Origin of the sequence: Streptomyces sp. NPDC020801, from assembly GCF_044334385.1 — a bacterium.
Lineage (GTDB): Bacteria > Actinomycetota > Actinomycetes > Streptomycetales > Streptomycetaceae > Streptomyces.
The window spans coordinates 1-20,001 of record NZ_JBIRST010000014.1; the positions used below are offsets into that span (position 1 = coordinate 1).

18 protein-coding genes, 1 tRNA gene and 1 pseudogene are annotated in these 20,001 nt (G+C 72.3%); 17 read left to right on the forward strand and 3 right to left on the reverse strand.

The features are described 5' to 3' along the window. The 7 genes and pseudogenes from ACH4UM_RS26395 to ACH4UM_RS26425 all read left to right on the forward strand — a co-directional run. A pseudogene (locus tag ACH4UM_RS26395) lies at positions 1 to 156 on the forward strand (UTP--glucose-1-phosphate uridylyltransferase); the annotation flags it as partial. Positions 157 to 161: 5 nt separating this feature from the next. Beyond that, entirely contained in the window at positions 162 to 1,484 is a 1,323-nt protein-coding gene (gene glp / locus ACH4UM_RS26400; RefSeq protein WP_398184071.1) for a gephyrin-like molybdotransferase Glp, read from the forward strand. An 86-nt stretch (positions 1,485 to 1,570) separates the two neighbouring features. Then, a complete protein-coding gene (moaC, locus tag ACH4UM_RS26405) occupies positions 1,571 to 2,095 on the forward strand; it encodes a cyclic pyranopterin monophosphate synthase MoaC (RefSeq protein WP_398184073.1) in 525 nt (174 codons plus the stop codon). Next, positions 2,092 to 2,592 carry a molybdenum cofactor biosynthesis protein B gene (locus ACH4UM_RS26410; protein WP_398184075.1) on the forward strand — a complete coding sequence of 167 codons (501 nt, stop codon included), beginning with the start codon at positions 2,092 to 2,094 and terminating at the stop codon, positions 2,590 to 2,592. The genes moaC and ACH4UM_RS26410 overlap by 4 nt, the downstream gene beginning before the upstream one ends. A 20-nt stretch (positions 2,593 to 2,612) precedes the next feature. Beyond that, positions 2,613 to 3,227 (forward strand): GNAT family N-acetyltransferase, encoded by a 615-nt coding sequence (locus tag ACH4UM_RS26415; RefSeq protein WP_398184078.1) that lies wholly within the window; start codon positions 2,613 to 2,615, stop codon positions 3,225 to 3,227. Between the two features lie 196 nt (positions 3,228 to 3,423). Next, on the forward strand, positions 3,424 to 4,704 hold the full coding sequence (gene glpR / locus ACH4UM_RS26420; RefSeq protein WP_398184081.1) for a gephyrin-like molybdotransferase receptor GlpR: 1,281 nt from the start codon (positions 3,424 to 3,426) through the stop codon (positions 4,702 to 4,704). Between the two features lie 116 nt (positions 4,705 to 4,820). After that, positions 4,821 to 4,894 (forward strand) — tRNA-Ala (locus ACH4UM_RS26425). Positions 4,895 to 5,216: 322 nt separating this feature from the next. On the opposite strand, the gene ACH4UM_RS26430 is transcribed toward ACH4UM_RS26425, so the two are convergent. Further along, the gene (locus ACH4UM_RS26430; RefSeq protein ID WP_398184084.1) at positions 5,217 to 5,693 is read right to left on the reverse strand and encodes a GNAT family N-acetyltransferase; all 477 of its coding nucleotides are present in this window, start codon (positions 5,691 to 5,693) and stop codon (positions 5,217 to 5,219) included. A gap of 92 nt (positions 5,694 to 5,785) precedes the next feature. Here ACH4UM_RS26430 and ACH4UM_RS26435 point away from each other — a divergent pair, with 92 nt between their 5' ends. Further along, positions 5,786 to 6,589, forward strand: coding sequence for an exodeoxyribonuclease III (locus ACH4UM_RS26435; protein WP_398184087.1), 804 nt, complete (start codon positions 5,786 to 5,788; stop codon positions 6,587 to 6,589). A 25-nt stretch (positions 6,590 to 6,614) separates the two neighbouring features. Here the strand turns inward: ACH4UM_RS26435 and ACH4UM_RS26440 are convergent, their stop codons facing one another. Beyond that, the gene (locus tag ACH4UM_RS26440; RefSeq protein WP_398184522.1) at positions 6,615 to 7,235 is read right to left on the reverse strand and encodes a MerR family transcriptional regulator; all 621 of its coding nucleotides are present in this window, start codon (positions 7,233 to 7,235) and stop codon (positions 6,615 to 6,617) included. Positions 7,236 to 7,474: 239 nt separating this feature from the next. Between ACH4UM_RS26440 and ACH4UM_RS26445 the strand changes: the two genes are divergently transcribed. From ACH4UM_RS26445 to ACH4UM_RS26460, 4 genes are all read left to right on the forward strand, one after another. Then, the gene (locus ACH4UM_RS26445) at positions 7,475 to 9,040 is read left to right on the forward strand and encodes a flavin-containing monooxygenase (protein ID WP_398184090.1); all 1,566 of its coding nucleotides are present in this window, start codon (positions 7,475 to 7,477) and stop codon (positions 9,038 to 9,040) included. Beyond that, positions 9,037 to 9,990: an alpha/beta fold hydrolase gene (locus tag ACH4UM_RS26450; protein WP_398184092.1), complete on the forward strand. Its 954-nt coding sequence runs from the start codon at positions 9,037 to 9,039 to the stop codon at positions 9,988 to 9,990. The genes ACH4UM_RS26445 and ACH4UM_RS26450 overlap by 4 nt, the downstream gene beginning before the upstream one ends. Then, complete coding sequence (locus ACH4UM_RS26455) at positions 9,987 to 10,880, forward strand: SDR family oxidoreductase (protein WP_398184095.1); 894 nt, start codon at positions 9,987 to 9,989, stop codon at positions 10,878 to 10,880. The genes ACH4UM_RS26450 and ACH4UM_RS26455 overlap by 4 nt, the downstream gene beginning before the upstream one ends. Positions 10,881 to 10,976: 96 nt before the next feature. Next, entirely contained in the window at positions 10,977 to 11,162 is a 186-nt protein-coding gene (locus ACH4UM_RS26460; RefSeq protein WP_398184097.1) for a hypothetical protein, read from the forward strand. 238 nt (positions 11,163 to 11,400) lie between these two features. Here the strand turns inward: ACH4UM_RS26460 and ACH4UM_RS26465 are convergent, their stop codons facing one another. Further along, the gene (locus tag ACH4UM_RS26465) at positions 11,401 to 14,946 is read right to left on the reverse strand and encodes a S41 family peptidase (RefSeq protein ID WP_398184100.1); all 3,546 of its coding nucleotides are present in this window, start codon (positions 14,944 to 14,946) and stop codon (positions 11,401 to 11,403) included. A gap of 144 nt (positions 14,947 to 15,090) precedes the next feature. Between ACH4UM_RS26465 and ACH4UM_RS26470 the strand changes: the two genes are divergently transcribed. The 5 genes from ACH4UM_RS26470 to ACH4UM_RS26490 all read left to right on the forward strand — a co-directional run bounded on the left by ACH4UM_RS26470 (position 15,091) and on the right by ACH4UM_RS26490 (position 19,937). Continuing rightward, a complete protein-coding gene (locus tag ACH4UM_RS26470; protein WP_398184103.1) occupies positions 15,091 to 15,690 on the forward strand; it encodes a TetR/AcrR family transcriptional regulator in 600 nt (199 codons plus the stop codon). A gap of 156 nt (positions 15,691 to 15,846) precedes the next feature. After that, positions 15,847 to 18,063, forward strand: coding sequence for an MMPL family transporter (locus tag ACH4UM_RS26475; RefSeq protein ID WP_398184105.1), 2,217 nt, complete (start codon positions 15,847 to 15,849; stop codon positions 18,061 to 18,063). A 137-nt stretch (positions 18,064 to 18,200) separates the two neighbouring features. Beyond that, positions 18,201 to 18,749: a YbaK/EbsC family protein gene (locus tag ACH4UM_RS26480; protein WP_398184107.1), complete on the forward strand. Its 549-nt coding sequence runs from the start codon at positions 18,201 to 18,203 to the stop codon at positions 18,747 to 18,749. After that, positions 18,746 to 19,591 carry an EamA family transporter gene (locus ACH4UM_RS26485; RefSeq protein WP_398184110.1) on the forward strand — a complete coding sequence of 282 codons (846 nt, stop codon included), beginning with the start codon at positions 18,746 to 18,748 and terminating at the stop codon, positions 19,589 to 19,591. Before ACH4UM_RS26480 ends, ACH4UM_RS26485 begins: the two co-directional genes overlap by 4 nt. Before the next feature lie 70 nt (positions 19,592 to 19,661). Further along, entirely contained in the window at positions 19,662 to 19,937 is a 276-nt protein-coding gene (locus tag ACH4UM_RS26490; protein WP_398184113.1) for a DUF1876 domain-containing protein, read from the forward strand. Positions 19,938 to 20,001 lie beyond the last annotated feature (64 nt).

A 20,001-nucleotide genomic window follows, 5' to 3' on the forward strand; every position in this document is an offset into this window, starting at 1 on the left:
GGCCCGGTGCACGGCGTCGTCTTCAAGGGCCGCCGCTACGACACCGGCGACCGCGGCGACTACCTGCGTGCCATCGTCCGGCTCGCGTGCGAACGTGAAGACCTGGGCCCGGACTTCAGGGCCTGGCTTCAGCGGTACGTAGCCGAGGAGATGTAACGACGTTGAGCAGCGCCGAGCCCCGGACCGACGGCCCGGACCACCTGTGGTCGGTGGACGAGCACCTGGAGGACATCCTCAGCACCGTCCGTCCTCTCGAACCCATCGAGCTGCAACTGCTCGACGCCCAGGGATGCGTCCTGGTCGACGACGTCATGGTGCCCCTCTCCCTGCCGCCGTTCGACAACAGCTCCATGGACGGGTACGCGGTGCGGGTCACGGACGTCGCCGGCGCGAGTGAGGAGTTTCCGGCCGCGCTGGACGTGGTCGGGGACGTCGCCGCGGGCGCGGCCGACCTGCTCCATGTCGGTCCGGGGCAGGCCGCCCGGATCATGACCGGTGCCCCGCTGCCGCCCGGCGCCGAGACGGTCGTCCCCGTGGAGTGGACCGACGGCGGGCTCGGCGAGGGCCCGGTGAGCGGAATGCGCGCCCGCAGCCTGTCCCCGGAGCATGCCACCGGGCAGGTGCGCGTGTACCGGCCGGCCGAGGCACGCGCGCACGTGCGCGCCAAGGGCAGCGACGTGCAGGCGGGCGACCGCGCCCTGCAGGCCGGAACGGTCCTCGGGCCGCCGCAGATCGCCCTGCTCGCCGCGATCGGCCGCGGCACGGTCCGGGTGCGCCCCCGTCCGCGCGTGGTCGTGCTCTCCACCGGCAGCGAACTCGTCCAGCCCGACGAACAGCTGGGCAGGGGCCAGATCTACGACTCCAACAGCTTCGCGCTGACCGCGGCCGCCCGCGACGCCGGCGCCATCGCCTACCGGGTGGGCGCCGTCGCCGACGACGCCGACATCCTGCGGTCCACCATCGAGGACCAACTGGTCCGCGCGGACCTGATGGTGACCACCGGTGGGGTGAGCGTCGGGGCGTACGACGTCGTCAAGGAGGCGCTGTCGCACGTCGGTGACGAGGACGAGCCGGGCAGCGGCGTGGAGTTCCGCAAGCTCGCCATGCAGCCGGGCAAGCCCCAGGGCTTCGGCTCCATCGGCCCGGACCACATCCCGCTGCTGGCGCTGCCCGGCAACCCGGTGTCGTCCTACGTCTCCTTCGAGCTCTTCGTCCGCCCCGCCATCCGCACCCTGATGGGCCTGAAGGACGTGCACCGGCCGACGGTCCGGGCCACCCTGGCCGCGGACAAGACGCTGAGTTCGCCGAAGGGCCGCCGGCAGTTCCTGCGCGGGGCGTACGCCGACGGCGAGGTGGCCCCCGTGGGAGGCTCCGGATCCCATCTGATCGCGGCCCTCGCGCAGGCCGACGCGCTGATCGTCGTCCCCGAGGGCGCCGAGACCGTCGAGCCCGGCGCCGAGGTCGAGGTGGTCCTGCTCGGCTGAGCAGTCCTGGTTGGCGGTAGCGTGTCGCGCACAGCAGGCCCGCGCGCCGCACCGCGCCGGGCCCGGACCGGGAGCGCCACACGATCATGACTGTGCCTTCCCGGGGGGAGACCCCCGGACCCCCTGCGCACGACCGCGTGCAGGACCGACTGACGCACATCGACGACGCGGGCGCGGCCCGCATGGTCGACGTGTCCGGCAAGGACGTGACCGCGCGCTCCGCCCGCGCCGCCGGCCGCGTCCTCGTCTCGCCCCGCGTGGTCGAGCTGCTGCGCGGCGAGGGGGTGCCCAAGGGCGACGCCCTCGCCACCGCGCGGATCGCCGGGATCATGGGTGCCAAGCGCACCCCGGACCTGATCCCGCTGTGCCACCCGTTGTCGGTGTCGGGTGTGAAACTGGATCTGTCGGTCGCGGACGACGCCGTGGAGATCACGGCGACCGTGAAGACGACGGACCGCACGGGCGTGGAGATGGAGGCGCTCACCGCGGTCTGTGTCGCCGCGCTCACCGTGATCGACATGGTCAAGGCGGTCGACAAGGGGGCGGTCATCACGGACGTACGGGTGGAGGAGAAGACAGGCGGCAAGTCGGGCGACTGGAGCCGGACATGACCTACCGCGCTCTGGTGGTCACCGCCTCCAACCGCGCCGCCGCAGGGGTCTACCAGGACAAGGGCGGCCCGCTGATCGCCGAGGGCCTGCGGGGCTTCGGCTTCACCGTCGACGGACCGCAGGTCGTACCCGACGGCGACCCCGTGGAGGCGGCCCTGCGGGCCGGGGTCGAGGCCGGCTACGACGCCATCGTCACCACCGGCGGCACCGGCATCTCACCAACCGACCGCACCCCCGAGGCGACCCGCCGGGTGATCGACCACGAGGTGCCGGGCATCGCGGAGGCCATCCGGGCGTTCGGCCGGGAGAAGGTGCCGACCGCGGCGCTGTCCCGGGGACTGGCCGGGGTGGCGGGGCGGACGCTGATCGTCAATCTGCCGGGCTCCACCGGCGGGGTGAGGGACGGCCTCGCCGTCCTTCAGCCGCTGCTGGTGCACGCCGCCGACCAGCTCCGCGGCGGGGACCACCCCAGACCCAGCACGGGGGGTGCGAGCTGAACAGCCCATCCTGGCCCGTCGTGCTCGCGGAGGGCGATGTCGTCCTCCGGCCGATAAAGCTGCGCGACCAACGGTCGTGGCGCGAGGTGAACCGGCGCAACCGGGACTGGCTGCGCCCCTGGGAGGCGACCATTCCGCCGCCCGCCCCCGGGGGGCCGATGGCGCACCGGCCGACCTACCGCCAGATGGTGCGGCACCTCAGGTCCGAGGCGCACGCGGGCCGGATGCTGCCGTTCGTCATCGAGTACCAGGGGCGGCTGGTCGGGCAGTTGACGGTCGCCGGTATCACCTGGGGCTCGATGTGCTCGGGTCATGTCGGCTACTGGGTGGACGAGGCGGTGGCCGGCCACGGGGTGATGCCGACGGCCGTGGCGCTCGTCGTGGACCACTGCTTCCGCACCGTCGGGCTGCACCGTGTCGAGGTCTGTATTCGCCCGGAGAACAGGCCGAGCCGCCGGGTCGTGGAGAAACTCGGATTCCGTGAGGAGGGCCTGCGGCCGCGTTATCTGCACATCGACGGAGCCTGGCGGGATCACCTGGTCTTCGCGCTCACCGCGGAGGAGGTGCCCGAAGGGCTGCTGGGCCGCTGGCGGCGGACGCGCTCCGAGCGGGCACCCAAGGGGAATCCCGCCTGACCCGCAAATTGAATATATGTTCGAATTTGATCGCCATGTCATCTGCTTGCGATCGTCTGGGGCACGTCGAATTCCCGGGCTTGACGGCCTGCTGATCGCATCGGTCACAAAAAAAGTTCGAAATATCAGCCAGATCGTGCGACACACCGGCCCAATTGGCAGATGGCCTCACGTAAACCCCTCTACCGTGTGAGGCGTGAGCAGCAGCGGCCTCATCTACGCAGTCATTGTCGGGGCCTGGGCCGCCTACTTGGTGCCGATGTGGCTCCGTAGGCAGGACGAGCTGAACGAGGCCCGTCCGACGGAACGCTTCAGCACCGCCATCCGGCTGCTGTCCGGACGGGCGGGTATGGAGCGCCGGTACGCCAAGGACCTGCGGGCGCGCTCCACCGAGGAGGGGGAGCTCAGCGCCGGTGTCCCGGACGCCGTCACCGACTCGGTGGACGTCCGGGCCTTCGCCGTGCCCCCGGCCCGCGCCCAGGAGCGGGAACAGCCCCCGGCCCAGGACCGGCCGGAGGCGGACCTCGACCGGCCGGCACACGAGAAGGCGGTACGCGACGAGCGCGAGCAGCGCGAGCAGCGTGATCGGCGCGACCGGGCGGGTAAGCCGGCGGCGGCCAGGGGCACGGCACCGGCGCCCCGGTCCGCCGACGCGCCCGTGCGTAGACGTGTCCCTGCGGCTCGGCGCGCGCCCGGCGCGGAGGCGGCCGCAGCGCGCGCCCGGCGCTCGAAGGTCCTCGCGCGCCGTCGGCGCACCACCGTCCTCCTCTTCCTCGCCTTCACCCTCGGCGCGATCGTCGCCGCCGTCGGCGGGCTCGCCTTCCTCTGGGCGCCCGGCGTGCCCGCGGTACTGCTCAGCGGGTACATCGCGTATCTGCGCGCCCAGGAGCGGCGCCGCTTCGCCTACCAGATGGACCGCCGCCGCGCCGAGGCCGCCGCGCAGCGGCTGCGGGAGAGCCGGCGCCATCCCCGCCGGCGCGACCCCGTCGACCCCGCCGTGGACCAGCCGGACACCGCCCCCGAGCCGGAGACGGACCCGGGACTGTCCGCACTCGCCGCCGACCGGCGCGCCCTGGTCGAGCAGACCGACCATGCCGAGTGGCTCGACCAGCAGCGCGAGCGCCAGCGCCGCCCCGGCCACGGCGACAGCTGGGACCCGGTGCCCGTGCCGCTGCCCACCTACGTGACGGCGCCGGTCGCCCCCCGGGCCACCTCCGACGTGGATCTGGGCGCACCCGACGCGTGGAGCTCGGCGCGGTCGTCCTCGGCGGTCCCGGAGCAGGACGCGGCACCCGCCGCCGAGGAGCCCCCGGCACATGCCGAGCCGCACACCGAGCCGCACACCGAGGACCGGCCGGCCGGCGGCCGCACCGACGCCCGCCGCGCCGCCTCCGCCCGCCGCTCCCGCGAGCGCGGCCGGACCCCGCTCTTCGACCAGTACGAGGAGGGCGACCGGCCGCGCGCGGCCAACGAGTAGCCCCCCGGCCCCTGCGGACAACGCCTCAGGAGCCCCACCGCAGTCCCACCCCTGACCAGCCCGGGAACGGATTACCAAGCACCCGGACGGGGATGCTAGAGTTTCACTCGTTGCAAGGGCCTGTGGCGCAGTCCGGTAGCGCACCTCGTTCGCATCGAGGGGGCCAGGGGTTCAAATCCCCTCAGGTCCACGCATCACCACCCATGGGTGGTATCAGAGATCCCGATCAGACGGTCACCGTCGGGTCGGGATCTCGGCGTTTCCGGCGAGGGCCACTGCGCGACGAGGCCGGGACGCCCTCTTCGTCCGTCCGGTGCCTGTATCTGCCGCCGAAGGCGTAACCCCGGTTCCAGTGCGGGGTGTCGGACTGCGCGGCTGCGGTCCGGGCCGGGGCCGCCGCTGTGTCCGGAGCCACGGACCGGCGCTCGCTGGCGGTTCGGAGTGCGCCGCACCCTCGGCGGCTGCCCCCGCCGGCCCGCTGGGACAACCGGCGGGGGCTTCGCCGTGTTCGGCTACAGCTTCTTCGCGAAGCACATGCTCGACTCGTACTCCCGGTAGTAGCCGAACTTGGTGCACGGCTCATAGCCGCTGGAGGTGTACAGGGCGATGGCCTCGGGCTGCTGGTCGCCGGTCTCCAGGACCATGCGGGCCCGGCCCGCGGCGCGGGCGTCCTCCTCCAGGGCGGCGAGCATCCGGCGGGCGAGCCCCCGGCCGCGCATCTGCTCGATCACGTACATCCGCTTGAGCTCGGCGTCGCCGTCCTCGTGGCCCTCCTGGGTCCAGTCCTGGCTGCGCCAGCCGCCGGTGGCCACCGGCGTGCCGTCCGCGTCGTACGCGATCAGGTACACGCCGTTCGGCGGGCGGAAGTCCGCCGGGTCGAGCGGGGTGGCGTCGCCGCCGTCGCCGTAGCGGACGTGGTACTCGGCCTGGACCTCGTCGTTGAGCTTGACGGCGTCCGGATGGTCGAAGGGCACGGGACGGAAAATCATGTTGGGCACCGTATATCAATGCATTCGGTAACAGGAGGGCGGCAGGACGGTCTCCTGCGAGGCCCCGTCCAGTGTGCCGGTAAAGTGCCCGGGTGCTGACTGTGACCTCCGCCAATGTGAACGGACTGCGCGCCGCCGCCAGGAAGGGCTTCGTGGAGTGGCTCGCGGGGACCGGGGCCGACGTGCTGTGCCTGCAGGAGGTGCGCGCCGAGCCGCACCAGTTGCCCGAGCACGTCGGCACCCCAGGCGGCTGGCACGTCGTGCACGCGCCCGCCGCCGCCAAGGGCCGTGCCGGCGTCTCCCTCTACACCCGTCGCGAGCCCGACCGCGTCCAGATCGGCTTCGGGTCCCCGGAGTTCGACGGCAGCGGGCGGTACGTCGAGGCCGACCTGCCGGGTGTGACGGTCGCCTCCCTCTATCTGCCCTCCGGTGAGGTCGGCACCGAACGCCAGGACGAGAAGGTCCGCTTCATGGGCGAGTTCCTCGCCCACCTCAAGGAACTGCGCGAACGGGCCGCCGCCGACGGGCGCGAGGTCCTCGTCTGCGGCGACTGGAACATCGCCCATCAGCAGGCCGACCTCAGGAACTGGCGCGGCAACACCAGGAACTCCGGCTTCCTCCCGGCGGAACGGGAGTGGCTGAGCACGGTCTTCGACCCCACGGCCGGCGGCTACGTCGACGTCGTCCGCGCCCTGCACCCGGACGTCGAGGGGCCGTACACCTGGTGGTCGTACCGCGGGCGGGCCTTCGACAACGACTCGGGATGGCGCATCGACTACCACGTGTCCACCCCCGGACTCGCCGCCAAGGCCGTCAAGGGGTTTGTGGAGCGGGCGGCCACGCACGCCGAGCGGTGGTCGGACCACGCCCCGGTGACGGTGGTCTACGACCTCTGAACTCCGCGCTTTCGGACCGAGGCCGTCACGGCCGCTTGCGCAGCCGCCGGTCCAGGGCCATGGACAGTTCCGCCTCCACCACGCTCTTCGCCAGGGGGCGCAGGCGCTGGAGGTCTTCCTCGGGGGCATGGCGGAGGATCAGGTCGGTGAAGAGGGCGGCCAGGGCGTCGGCGTGCTCGCGGACGCGGCGGCCGGCCGTCAGTACCTCCGCGAGGGGGATGCCCTCGCGGACCAGGGCGGCGGAGACGTCCAGCAGACGGCGGCTGATGTGGACGATCTCGTCGCCGTCGGTGCCGAGGTAGCCGAGTTCCATGGCGGCGGCCAGGTTCTCCGCGGTGACCTCTCCGGCGAAGTGGTCGGCGAGTTGCTCGGGGGTCAGGCGGACCGGGGTCTCCTCCGTGGGGGCGCCGAGGCCGAGCAGGTCGCCGACGTCGCGGCCGTGGTCGAAGGCCTCGGCCAGTTCGGCGATGCCGTTCAGGGTGTGGCCGCGTTCCAGGAGGGCCGAGATGGTGCGCAGGCGGGCCAGGTGGTGGTCGTCGTACCAGGCGATACGGCCCTCGCGGCGCGGTGGCGGGATCAGCTTGCGCTCGCGGTAGAAGCGCAGGGTGCGCACGGTGATGCCGGCCAGCCGGGCCAGCTCCTCCATGCGGTACTCGCGTGGGCCCCGGCGTTGTCCGTCGCGTCGTCCAGCGTCTTCTGCCACATCGGAAGCCTATGTTGTGCCGGCGGCACCCGCGGCGGCGGCCGCTGATGCAAATCGCCCCTGCCCGCCCCCTACCGATCGGTACGGAGCTCCTCTACGCTCCCCATTGCGCCAGTGTTCACTGGCAGAGTCGCTGGAAGCTGGATGCGCGTCGCTGAACGCGAGTCATGGAGGGGCGCTCAATGGCCGAGCACGAGCACGAGCACGACGGCGAGCATGTGCGGGTGGCGGTGATCGGGTCCGGGTTCGGCGGGCTGGGCGCCGCCGTGCGGCTGCGCCGGGAGGGGATCACCGACTTCGTCGTGCTGGAGCGCGCCGACAGCGTCGGCGGCACCTGGCGCGACAACAGCTATCCGGGGTGCGCCTGCGATGTGCCCTCCCACCTGTACTCGTTCTCCTTCGCACCCAACCCCGACTGGCCGCGCACCTTCTCCGGGCAGGAGCACATCCGCGCCTACCTGGAGCACGTCACGGACGTCTTCCACCTCCGGCCGCACATCCGCTTCGGCTGCGAGGTCGAGAAGATGACCTGGAACGCGGAGCAGCTGCGCTGGGACATCGAGACCGCCGGCGGGAATCTCTCCGCCGACGTCGTCGTCTCCGCGACCGGGCCGCTGTCCGACCCGAAGGTGCCGGACATCCCGGGGCTCGACTCCTTCCCGGGCAAGGTGTTCCACTCCGCGCGCTGGGACCACGGCTTCGACCTCGCCGGCAAGCGGGTCGCCATGGTCGGCACCGGCGCCTCCGCCATCCAGATCGTGCCGTCCATCCAGCCCGAGGCCGCCCGGCTCACCCTCTTCCAGCGCACCCCGCCGTGGGTGATGCCCCGCGTCGACCGTGCCATCAGCGGCCTGGAGCGCGGGCTGCACCGCGCGCTGCCCGCGACCACGCAGCTGCGCCGCGGACTGCTGTGGGCCATCCGGGAGTTGCAGGTCCAGGCGTTCACCAAGCGTCCGGGCGAGCTCGGATTCGTCGAGCAGCTGGCCAAGCGCAACATGGCCCGCGCCATCAAGGACCCGGCCCTGCGCGCCCGGCTCACCCCCGACTACCGCATCGGCTGCAAGCGGATCCTGCTGTCCAGCACGTACTACCCGGCGCTCGCGCAGGACAACGTGGACGTCGTCGCCAGCGGGCTGAGCGAGATCCGCGGATCGACCGTCGTCGCCGCCGACGGCACCGAGGCCGAGGTCGACGCGATCATCTTCGGTACGGGCTTCCACGTCACCGACATGCCGATCGCCGAGCGGGTCGTCGGCGCCGACGGCCGTACGCTCGCGCAGACCTGGAAGGGCGGCATGGAGGCGCTGCGCGGGGCCTCGGCGGCCGGCTTCCCCAACTGGATGACGATCATCGGCCCCAACACCGGCCTCGGGAACTCCTCGATGATCCTCATGATCGAGTCCCAGCTGAACTACATGGCCGACTATCTGCGGCAGTTGAACGTTCTCGGCGGCCGCGTCGCCCTCGACGCCCGCCCGAGCGCTGTGAACGCCTGGAACCGCGAGGTTCAGGAGCGCATGGAGCGCACCGTGTGGAACACCGGCGGCTGCACCAGCTGGTACCTGGACGCGAGCGGCCGCAACACCACCATCTGGCCCGGCACCACGACCGAGTTCCGGCGCGCCACGCGGCGCGTGGACCTCGCGGAGTACGAGGTCGTCCGGGCAGCCGGCGGGAAGAGCGAGGCCGTCGGGAAGAGCGAGGCCGGCGGCAGGAGTGCGGGCGACCAGGTGGAGGTGGACGCGTGAGCCGTCCGACGTACGTCTCCTCCGGTCCGTACGCCCCTCCCGCCCCCGCCCGCGAACTCACCGCCGTCTCCGCCGACGGCGCCCGGCTGCACGTCGAGGTGCACGGGCCCGTCGACGATCCCGGCGCCCCGGCCGTGGTCCTCGCCCACGGCTGGACCTGCTCCACCGCCTTCTGGGCCGCGCAGATCCGGGACCTGGCCGCCGACCACCGTGTCATCGCCTACGACCAGCGCGGCCACGGACGCAGCCCGGCGAGCCGGGCGTGCAGCACGGACGCGCTCGCCGACGACCTGGAGGCCGTGCTCGCGGCGACCCTCGCGCCCGGCGAGAAGGCGGTGATCGCGGGCCACTCGATGGGCGGGATGACCGTGATGGCCGCGGCCGCCCGGCCCGGTTTCCAGGAGCACGCGGCGGCCGTCCTGCTGTGCAGCACCGGCAGTTCGCGGCTGGTCGCCGAGTCGACCGTCGTACCGATGCGGCCCGGACGGCTGCGGACCTGGCTGACCCGGCACATCCTCGGCTCCCGGGCGCCGCTCGGCCCGGTCACGCCGCTCGCCCTGCGGATGCTCAAGTACGCGACCATGGGCCCCGGTTCGGCACCCCACATGGTCGAGGCGTGCGCCCGGATCGTGCACGCCTGCCCGCGCCGTGTGCGCCACGCCTGGTCGCGGGTGCTGAACCTGCTCGATCTCGACCACGGCGTACGGCGGTTGGGGGTGCCGGCGGCGGTCGTCGTGGGCACGGCCGACCGGTTGACCCCGCCGGTGCAGGCGCGGGCGCTGGCCGCCGCGCTGCCGGACTGCGTCGGCCTGACCGAGCTGCCCGGACTCGGCCACATGACGCCGGTGGAGGCGCCCGAGCTGGTCACCGGAAGGATCCGGGAACTCGTCGGCACCTACGCACGCGCACACGACAGCAGCGACGAAGCACGGATCAAGGAGGGCGCATGAGCAGGGTGAGCCTGGAGGGGCAGGTCGCGGTCGTCACCGGGGCCGCGAGGGGCGTCGGCGAGCTGCTCGCGCGCAAACTGTCCGCGCGCGGCGCGAAGATCGCGCTGGTGGGCCTGGAGCCGGACGCGCTCAAGCAGGTCGCGGAGCGGCTGCACGGCGAGAGCGCGCACTGGTACGCCGACGTCACCGACCACGAGGCGATGTCCCGGGTCGCGGCCGAGGTCAAGGAGCGGTTCGGGAAGGCCGACATCGTGGTCGCCAACGCGGGCGTGGCGACCGGCGGGCCGTTCACCGACTCCGACCCGGAGTCCTGGCGACGGGTGATCGAGGTCAATCTCATCGGATCGGCGGTCACCGGGCGGGCGTTCCTGCCCGCGCTGACCGAGAGCCGGGGCTACCTGCTGCAGATCGCCTCGCTCGCCGCGATCACCCCGGCGCCGATGATGACGGCGTACTGCGCCTCCAAGTCCGGTGTGGAGGCGTACGCGCACAGCCTGCGGGCCGAAGTCGGCCACAAGGGCGTGCGGGTGGGCGTGGCGTACCTGTCCTGGACCGACACCGACATGGTGCGCGGGGCCGACCAGGACGATGTGATGCGGGAGTTGAGGCAACGGCTGCCGTGGCCGTCCAGCAAGACCTATCCGCTCGGACCGGCGGTGGACCGGATCGTGGCGGGCATCGAACGGCGGTCCAGCCATGTGTACGGGCAGTGGTGGCTGCGCGGGATGCAGGGGGTGCGCGGGTATCTGCCGGGGCTCATCGGGACGGTGGGACAGCGGGAGATGCGGCGGTTCGCGGACCGGCTGACGGGGATGCGGACCGGGCTCGTGGGGGCGGGCGGCGCGGCCGACGAACAGCACCGGACCATGCCAACTACGCAACGTAAGTGATCGACATGCACAGGGTCACCACCCGTGTGAATCTGGTCGAGGCCGATCCCCTCACCCACTTGGGGATCCCCCTCACCCACATGGGAGTGAAACAGCATGGGTACGAAGGACAAGTTCCAGGACCAGGCCGAGCAGTGGCAGCAGCAGGGCAAGGAGCGCAGCGGCGAGGGCCGCGAGAAGGCCGGCCAGCGCCCGACCCAGCAGCGTGAGCGTGCGCGTCGGGACATGGACGACGCGCACGACGAGATGGAGGACCGTCTCAACGAGGACTACGACCGGTAGTCACGCGAGTTGCCGCGCTCGGCTTCGGCCGGGAAGGCGTGGGGTGCCCTGTGTGCCGGGGCACCCCACGTTCGCGTCGCGGTGCTGTGGGCCCCTTTTCGCGTTGCGCTGCCTGCGGGCTTCGCGTTGTCGTACCTGCGGGCTTCGCGTTGTGGTGCCCGTGGGCCGGTGCCGATGGGGTGCCGATGGGGTGCCGATGGGGTGCCGTCCGGGGCCGACGGGGCGCCGTGACTCTGACTCAGTGGCGCGGGGGCAGCTTCGGCCGGGAGCGGTCCGGGACGTCGCGGTGGTCCGGCGGGGTCGCCGCCGGGTTGGTCTCCAGGAGTTCCAGGGCCAGTTCGATCGCGTCGTCCATCTGGGCGTGGCGGCCCTCGGCCCAGTCCAGGGGGGTGCGCAGGACCTCGAGGTCGGGCGCGACGCCGTGGTTCTCGACGGACCAGCCGTAGGCGTCGAACCAGGCCGCGTTCATCGGCACCGTGATCACCGTGCCGTCGCCCAGGCGGTGCCGGCCGGTCATGCCGACCACGCCGCCCCAGGTGCGCTGACCGACCACCGGCCCCAGCTTCAGCAGCTTGAAGGCGGCCGTGATCATGTCGCCGTCGGACGAGGTCGCCTCGTCGGCGAGGGCCACGACGGGGCCCCTGGGGGCGTTCGAGGTGTACGACACCGGCTGGGCGTTCCGGGTCAGATCCCAGCCGAGGATGGTCCGGGTCAGCTGCTCGATGACCAGTTCGCTGATGTGCCCGCCCGCGTTGCCGCGCACGTCGACGATCAGCGCGGGCCTGGACACCTCCATGCGCAGGTCCCGGTTGAACTGCGCCCAGCCCGAGCCGCCCATGTCGGGGATGTGCAGATAGCCGCACCGGCCACCGCTCAACTCGCGCACCACCGCACGGCGTTTGGCGACCCAGTCCTGGTAGCGCAACGGCCGCTCGTCGATCAGTGGCACCACCGCGACCCGGCGCGGCGGCCCCTGGCCCTCCGCGGGCGCGAAGGTCAGCTCCACGGTCGTACCGCCCGAACCGGCCAGCAGTGGATACGGCCCCGCCACCGGATCCACCGGGCGGCCGTCCACGTGGGTCAGCACGGCGCCCTCGCGGATGCCCGTGCCGGCCAGCGGCGAGCGGGCCTTGGAGTCGGAGGAGTCGCCGGGCAGAATCCGGTTGACCACCCAGCCGGCGTCGCGGTGCACGAGGTTGGCGCCCAGCAGGCCCTGCCAGCGCTGGTAGTGCGGTGGGCCCTCGTTGCGGCGGGCGGCGGTGACGTAGGCGTGGGAGGTGCCCAGTTCGCCGAGGACCTCGCGCAGCAGATCGGCGAACTCGTCCGGGGAGGCGACCCGTTCGACGAGCGGGCGGTACTGCGCGAGCACCCCGTCCCAGTCGATGCCGCACATGTTCGGCTCCCAGAAGTACGCCCGGATCAGCCGGCCCGCCTCCTCGTAGGCCTGGCGCCACTCGGCGGCCGGATCGACCGTGTGCAGGATCCTGCGTACGTCGATCCAGGTCGTCGTGTCGCTGTCGCCGAGCTCGGTGGACGGCACCGCACGCAGGTCGCCCTCGTCGACGACGACCAGCCGGGTGCCGTCGCCGCTGACCGCGAACCAGTCGAGGTGGCCGACGAGTTCGGACTTCTTGGCCTTGCTGATGTTGAAGTACTCAAGCGTCGGCCGGCCGGTGGTGTCGTCCGGGTTCGCGAACGTCTCGCCCAGTGCGCCGGAGATCGGCCAGCGCAGCCAGACCAGTCCACCGCCCGCGACCGGGTACAGCCCCGAGTACTTGGAGGCGATGACCGGGAACGGCGTCACCCGGTTCTCCAGGCCCTCCACCTCCACGGTCACCGCGCCGGTCTCGCCGGTCTCCTCCTCCTCGACCGGGTCCAGGCCGCCGGCGGCCGGTCTCCCCTCCGGGTTCAGCGCGAAGGGGGAGGGGGTCGCGGAGGACAGGGGGACGAGGTACGGCTTGCAGCCGAGCGGGAAGGAGAGGTCCCCGGTGTGCACGTCGTACACCGGGTCGAAGCCCCGCCAGGACAGGAAGGCCAGATAGCGGCCGTCCCGGGTGAAGACCGGGTTCTCGTCCTCGAAACGGCCGTTGGTGACGTCGATGACCAGACGGTCCTTCGTCCGGGCCATCTTGATCTGCCGCAGGGTCCGGCCGATCCCGGGGTGCGACCAGGTCAGCCAGGTCCCGTCCGGGGAGAAGGCGAGGTCGCGCACGGGGCCGTTGACGGAGCGGATCAGCTCGGTCGCCTGGCCACGGGAGGCGTCCGAGCCGTCGGAGCCGATCGAGCCGTCCGAGCCGATCGAGCGCCCGGCGGCCCCGGTGGCCCCGGTGGCCTCGCCGCCCTGGGCGGCGGCAGCCCTGTCCTCGGCGGCCCCCTCGCCCTCGGCAGTCTCGGATGCCTCCGAGCCCTCGGCGTACTCCGATGCCTCCCGCGCCTCTTCGGCGTCGCCGGCTTCCCGGGCCGGTGCGGCCGGAACAGCCTCCCCGCCCTCCCCAGGCCCCACCTCCCCTCCGGCCTCCCCGCCCTCCCCAGGCCCCACCTTCCCTCCGGCCTCCCCGGCCTCCGTCACATCGAGCAGCAGCAGACGGCCGTCGTGGGAGGCCAGGGCCAGCCGTTCGCCCTCCGGGTCGGAGACCATCTCCAGGACGCGGCCCAGCCGTCCGGAGGCGAGCCGTCGGGGTGGGCGGGCACCGGTGGCGCGGGGGAGGTGGGCGATCTCGACCGCGTCCTCGCCCTCGGCGTCGGTGACGTAGGCGACCTGGCCGGTCTCACCGAGCATCTCCGGGAGCCGGACACGCACGCCCGTGGTGTCGATCAGGGTGCGGGCGGGGCCGTCCCTATGGGTCAGCCAGTACAGGGAGCCGCGGACGACGACCGCACTGGCCCGGCCCGTCTCGTCGACGGAGATGCCGTCCACGTGCTGGGCGGCCGGCACCTGGTAGGGGCGGCGGCCCGCCTGCGCGCCGCTGAGGCGGACGTCCAGCCGGCGCGGGACCGCGCCCGGGGACAGATCGTCGACGATCCACAGGTCGCCCGCGCACTGGTACACAACCCGGGTGCCGTCGCCGGCGGCGTGCCGGGCGTAGAAGGAGTCGTGGTCGGTGTGCCGGCGCAGGTCGGAGCCGTCGTAGGCGCATGAGTAGAGGTTGCCGACGCCCTCGTGGTCGGAGAGGAAGGCGATCCGTCCGCCGACGAACATGGGGCAGGCGAGATGGCCGGCGATGTCGGGGAGCAACCGCTTCCCGTGCAGCCACAGCCGGCCCATGGCGCCGCCCCGGTAGCGCTTCCAGGAGGCCGGCTCGTGGGGCGGGGTGCCGGTCAGCAGCAGGGTCCTGCGCTCGCCGTCGAGGTCGGCGACCTGGAGGTCGGAGACCGGGCCCCAGGGCAGCTCGCGGCCGGGGGAGCCGTCGGTGGCGACCTTGTAGGCCCAGGTGAAGTACGAGAAGGGCTCGCCCTGGGAGGTGACGGCGAGGATCTCGGTGTGGCCGTGCTCGTCGGGCGGGCTCCAGCCGCACACCCGGGTGTCGGAGCTGCCCCAGTACGTCAGCTGCCGGGCCGGTCCCCCGTCCGCCGGGACCAGGTGGATCTCGGGCACCAGACTGCGCCAGCTCGTGTACGCGATGTGGCGGCCGTCGGGCGAGAAGCGGGGGTGGCCGGTCTTGGTGCGGTCCACGGTGAGCCGCCAGGCACGGCTCGCTCCGTCCAGCGGCGCGAGCCAGAGGTCGTCCTCGGCCACGAAGCACAGAAGATCACCGCTGAGGTGCGGCAGCCGCAGATAGCTCACCTCCCCATGCTTCGCCCGGGGATGGACCGGAGCAACTTATGGAAAACCGACAGGCGTGACCCAGCACACGTACGAAACTGTTTCGTTTCGATGAGGTTGCGCGCTACATTCGTCATGTACGAAAGCGGAAAGGCGGGCGCGGAAATGACCGAGTCAGCGACGGCGCGCCGGAGCCGGATCACGCCCGAGCGCGAGGCCGAGTTGTACGCGGCCGTGCTCGAACTGCTCCGCGAGGTCGGTTACGACGCCCTGACCATGGACGCCGTGGCCGCGCGCACCCGTTCCAGCAAGGCCACGCTCTACCGCCAGTGGGGCGGCAAGGCCGAGCTGGTCGTCAGAGCGATGCGGCACGGCAAGCCCGGACCGCTCGACGGCATCGACACCGGGTCGCTGCGCAGTGATCTGCACGCCCTGGTGACCCGTGAGGACGACTGCGTCATGGAGCAGAACTCCGCGCTGATGCGGGGCCTGGCCATGGCCATGCACACCAACCCGGACCTCAGACAGGCATTCCGCGAGCAGCTCGTCGAACCGGAGACGGTCGAGTTCCGCCGGCTGCTGCAACGCGCCATCGACCGGGGCGAGGTCCGCGCGGACTGCCCGGCGCTGGACTTCGTGGTGCACATGCTGGCCGGCGGGTTCGTCGTCCGCGCGCTGATCGAGGACCAGCCGCCGACCCAGGACTTCCTGCGTTCGTACATCGACGCCGTGGTGCTCCCCGCCCTCGGCGTTCCGATCTCCTGACCCTTCCCCCCTCTTCCTCTTCGTCTCCCCCCTCCCCCCTCCCCCCTCCCCCTCAGTTCTCCCCAGCAAGCCCACTCTCTGACGTCACCGCTCACGTCGTCGGGCTGATCAACCCTGCCCAGAACACCCCAACGACCTGACCGGGAGTACGCCGACGTGGCAACGTTCCTCTACAGACTCGGCCGGTTCGCCTTCCGGCGACGGCACTTCGTCGCCCTGATATGGGTGGCGCTGCTGACGCTCGCGGGCGTCGGCGCCGCCTCCGCGCCCGCCGCGGGCAACACCTCCTTCTCCATCCCCGGCACCGAGGCGCAGAAGGCCTTCGACCTGCTGGAGCAGCGGTTCCCCGGCGCGAGCGCCGACGGGGCGACCGCGCGGGTGGTGTTCAAGGCGCCCGGTGGCGAGAAGATGACCGACGCCGGCAACAGGGCGACCGTGAAGAAGACCGTCAAGGAGCTGTCCGGCGGCTCCGAGGTCGTCTCCGTCACCGACCCATACGCCGGCAGGGCCGTCAGCAAGGACGGCACCATCGCGTACGCGTCGGTGAAGTACAAGGTCTCCGGCATGGAGCTTCAGGACTCCTCCCGCACCGCCCTGAAGGAGGCCGCGCAGCACGCGCGGGACGCCGGTCTGACCGTGGAGGTCGGCGGTGACGCGCTCAGCGCCGCGCCCGAGACCGGCGCGACGGAGGTCATCGGCATCGGGATCGCGGCCGTCGTGCTGGTCATCACCTTCGGCTCGCTGGTCGCGGCCGGACTGCCGCTGCTGACCGCCCTCATCGGCGTCGGTATCGGCGTCTCGACGATCAGCGCACTCGCCGACACCCTCGACCTGGGCTCCACCACCTCCACCCTGGCCACGATGATCGGTCTCGCGGTGGGCATCGACTACGCGCTGTTCATCGTCTCCCGCTACCGCGCCGAGCTGGCCGAGGGCCGTGAGCGCGAGGAGGCGGCCGGACGGGCCGTGGGCACCGCGGGCTCCGCGGTGGTCTTCGCCGGCCTGACGGTCGTGATCGCCCTGGTCGGCCTGTCCGTCGTCAACATCCCGATGCTGACGAAGATGGGCGTCGCCGCGGCCGGTACGGTCGTCGTCGCCGTCCTGATCGCGCTGACGATGATCCCGGCGCTGCTGGGCTACGCGGGCCGCAGGGTGCAGCCGGCGGGCAGGAAGAGCAAGCTGCTGGGCGGCGGCCGGGCCGCGCGGAAGCCGGGCCGGCCGAACATGGGCACCCGCTGGGCGAGTTTCGTCGTCCGCCGCCCGATCGCCGTGCTGCTCCTGGGCGTGATCGGCCTCGGCGCCGCAGCCGTCCCGGCTGCCTCGCTCGAACTGGGCATGCCCGACGACGGCTCCCAGCCCACCTCCACCACCCAGCGCCGCGCCTACGACCTGCTCTCGGAGGGCTTCGGGCCCGGCTTCAACGGCCCGCTGATGGTCGTGGTCGACGCGAAGGGCAGCGAGCGTCCGAAGGCCGCCTTCACCAAGGTGACCGACGAGATCAAGGGGCTCGACGACGTCGTCACGGTGACCCCGGCCCAGCCCAACAGGGCCGGCGACACGGCGACGGTCACCGTCATCCCCGACTCCAAGCCGTCCTCGGCCACCACCGAGGACCTGGTGCACGCCATCCGCGGCGCGAGTGGCGACATCGAGGCCAGGACGGACGCGAAGGTGCTGGTCACCGGGGCGACCGCGGTGAACATCGACGTCTCGCAGAAGCTGAACGACGCCCTGATCCCGTACCTGGCCCTCGTGGTGGGCCTGGCCTTCCTGCTGCTGATCGTGGTCTTCCGCTCGATTCTGGTCCCGCTGAAGGCGGCGCTGGGCTTCCTGCTGAGCGTGCTGGCGGCCCTGGGCGCGGTCGTCGCGGTCTTCCAGTGGGGCTGGCTGTCCGGCCTGATGGGCGTGGAGGAGACCGGCCCGGTCATGTCGATGATGCCGATCTTCATGGTGGGCGTCGTCTTCGGCCTCGCGATGGACTACGAGGTGTTCCTCGTGACCCGGATGCGGGAGGCCTACGTCCACGGGGAGAAGCCCGGCCAGGCCGTGGTGACGGGCTTCCGGCACGGTGCGCGCGTGGTGACGGCGGCCGCGGTCATCATGATCGCCGTCTTCTCCGGCTTCATCGGCTCCAGCGAGTCGATGGTGAAGATGATCGGCTTCGGGCTGGCGATCGCCGTCTTCTTCGACGCGTTCATCGTGCGGATGGCGCTCGTCCCGGCGGTACTTGCGCTGCTCGGCCGGAAGGCGTGGTGGCTGCCGCGGTGGCTGGACCGCGCCCTGCCCAACGTGGACGTGGAGGGCGAGGGCCTGCGCACCGAGCGGCCGAAGGACCCGGATCCGGACGGGGACCGGGAGCTGGTGCGGGTGTGATCCCGCGGCCCTCCTGACAGAACGGCCGGTGAGGGTTCCGTGGGGACGGCGCACCCTCACCGGCCTCTTCCCGGCGCCGCGGGGCGGGAGGAATCCGCTCGTGATCGCCGGTACCCGGCGTTGCTAGCCTGCCGTTCATGACGACGTCTTCCGAGCCCTCCTCGTCCGGGGCCCACCCGCGGTTCGCCGAGGCCCTGCGGGAGCTGGGCCTGAAGGAGCTGACCGCCGAGATCCGCCGGTTCCCGGACGCGACACGGACAGCCGCCGACGCCGCCGCCGCGATCGGCTGCGAGCTGAGCCAGATCTGCAAGTCGCTGATCTTCGCCGCATATGGGTCCCCCCTGCTCGAGCGCAGTGGAGAACTCGGGGGAGGAGTTCCGGTCCTGGTGCTCATGGACGGAGCGTCCCGGGTGGACGTGGAGCGGGTGCGAGAGGAACTCGACGCCGAGCAGGTCACCCGCGCCGAGGCCGGTGTCGTACGGGAGACCACCGGGTACGCCATCGGCGGGGTGCCGCCCTTCGGGCACCGGACGCGGACACGGGTGCTCGCCGACCGGTCGCTGCTGGAGCACGACGTCGTCTGGGCCGCGGCCGGAACGCCGTACACGGTCTTCCCCATGGCGCCCAAGGCGCTGATCGACAAGGCCGGGGCGACCCTCGTGGACGTGCGCGAGCGCACCGCGTGACGCCGGTCGTCACCGCGGCCGTGCTGCTGGCCGCCGTCACCCACGCCTGCTGGAACGCGATCGCCCACCGCATCACCGACAAGCTGGTCGGGTTCACGCTCATCGCGGGCGGGGGGCTGCTGATCGGGCTGGCCATGGCGCCGTTCACCGCCCTCCCGGCCCGCGCGGCATGGCCGTACCTGTTCTCCTCGGCGGCCATCCACGTCGTGTACTACGCGCTGCTGATGAAGTCCTTCCGGCTCGGGGACTTCGGGCAGGCGTACCCGATCGCGCGCGGCACCGCGCCGCTCGTCGTCACCGCGCTCGCCGCGGTGTTCGCGCACGAGGTGCCCGACGGCTGGGCGGCCGCGGGCATCGCTCTGTCCTGCGCGGGCCTGACCGGCGTCGCCCTGTGGGGCCTGCGCGGGCACCGGCCCAACTGGGCGGCGATCGGCGCGGCGCTGGCGACGGGACTGTCCATCGCCGCGTACACGGTCGTCGACGGACTCGGCGTACGTGCCTCGGGGTCGTCGCTCGGCTACATCGCCTGGCTGATGGCCATCCAGGGCGCCGTCATCCCGGTGTACGCCGTCCGGCGCTGGCGTGGGACCACGGTCGCCCGGCTGCGGCCGTTCGCCGCGCTGGGGCTGCTCGGGGCCGCGCTGTCCGTGGCGGCGTACGCCCTGGTGCTGTGGGCGCAGACGAAGGCGGAACTCGCGCCGATCGCCGCGCTGCGGGAGTCGTCGATCATCGTGGGTGCCGCGATCGGCGCGGTGTTCTTCAAGGAGCGCTTCGGGGCGCCGCGCATCGCGGCGGCCGGGCTGCTTGTCGTCGGCATCGGGCTGATGCTGCACGCGGGTTAGTCCTTCGCTTTGGGTGCGCGGGGGCGGCTTGAGGAGCACCCTGGAAGCAGGTGTTCCGGAGGTGATCGTCATGATGAAGACCGCTGTGGGATGGCATGTGGAGCTGGAGTTCCAGGAGGACGACCAGCACACGCGGGCGGCGGCGATGGTCCGTCTGCCCGACGGCAGCGAGGTCCGGGCGCACGGGCGGGCGAGTCGGCACCACACCGACTCCAACCAGCCGAGAGTCGGCGAGGAGATCGCCGGCGCCCGCGCCCTCAACGAGCTCGCCATGCAACTGCTCACCAAGGCACACGGCGAGATCGACGACGCATCGGGCCGCACGTCGCAGCCCATCCACGTCTGACCGGGTGGCGGCGGCCGCCTGCCCGTTGCCCGGGCGGGTCCCGGCGTGCGCCGGGACCCGCCTC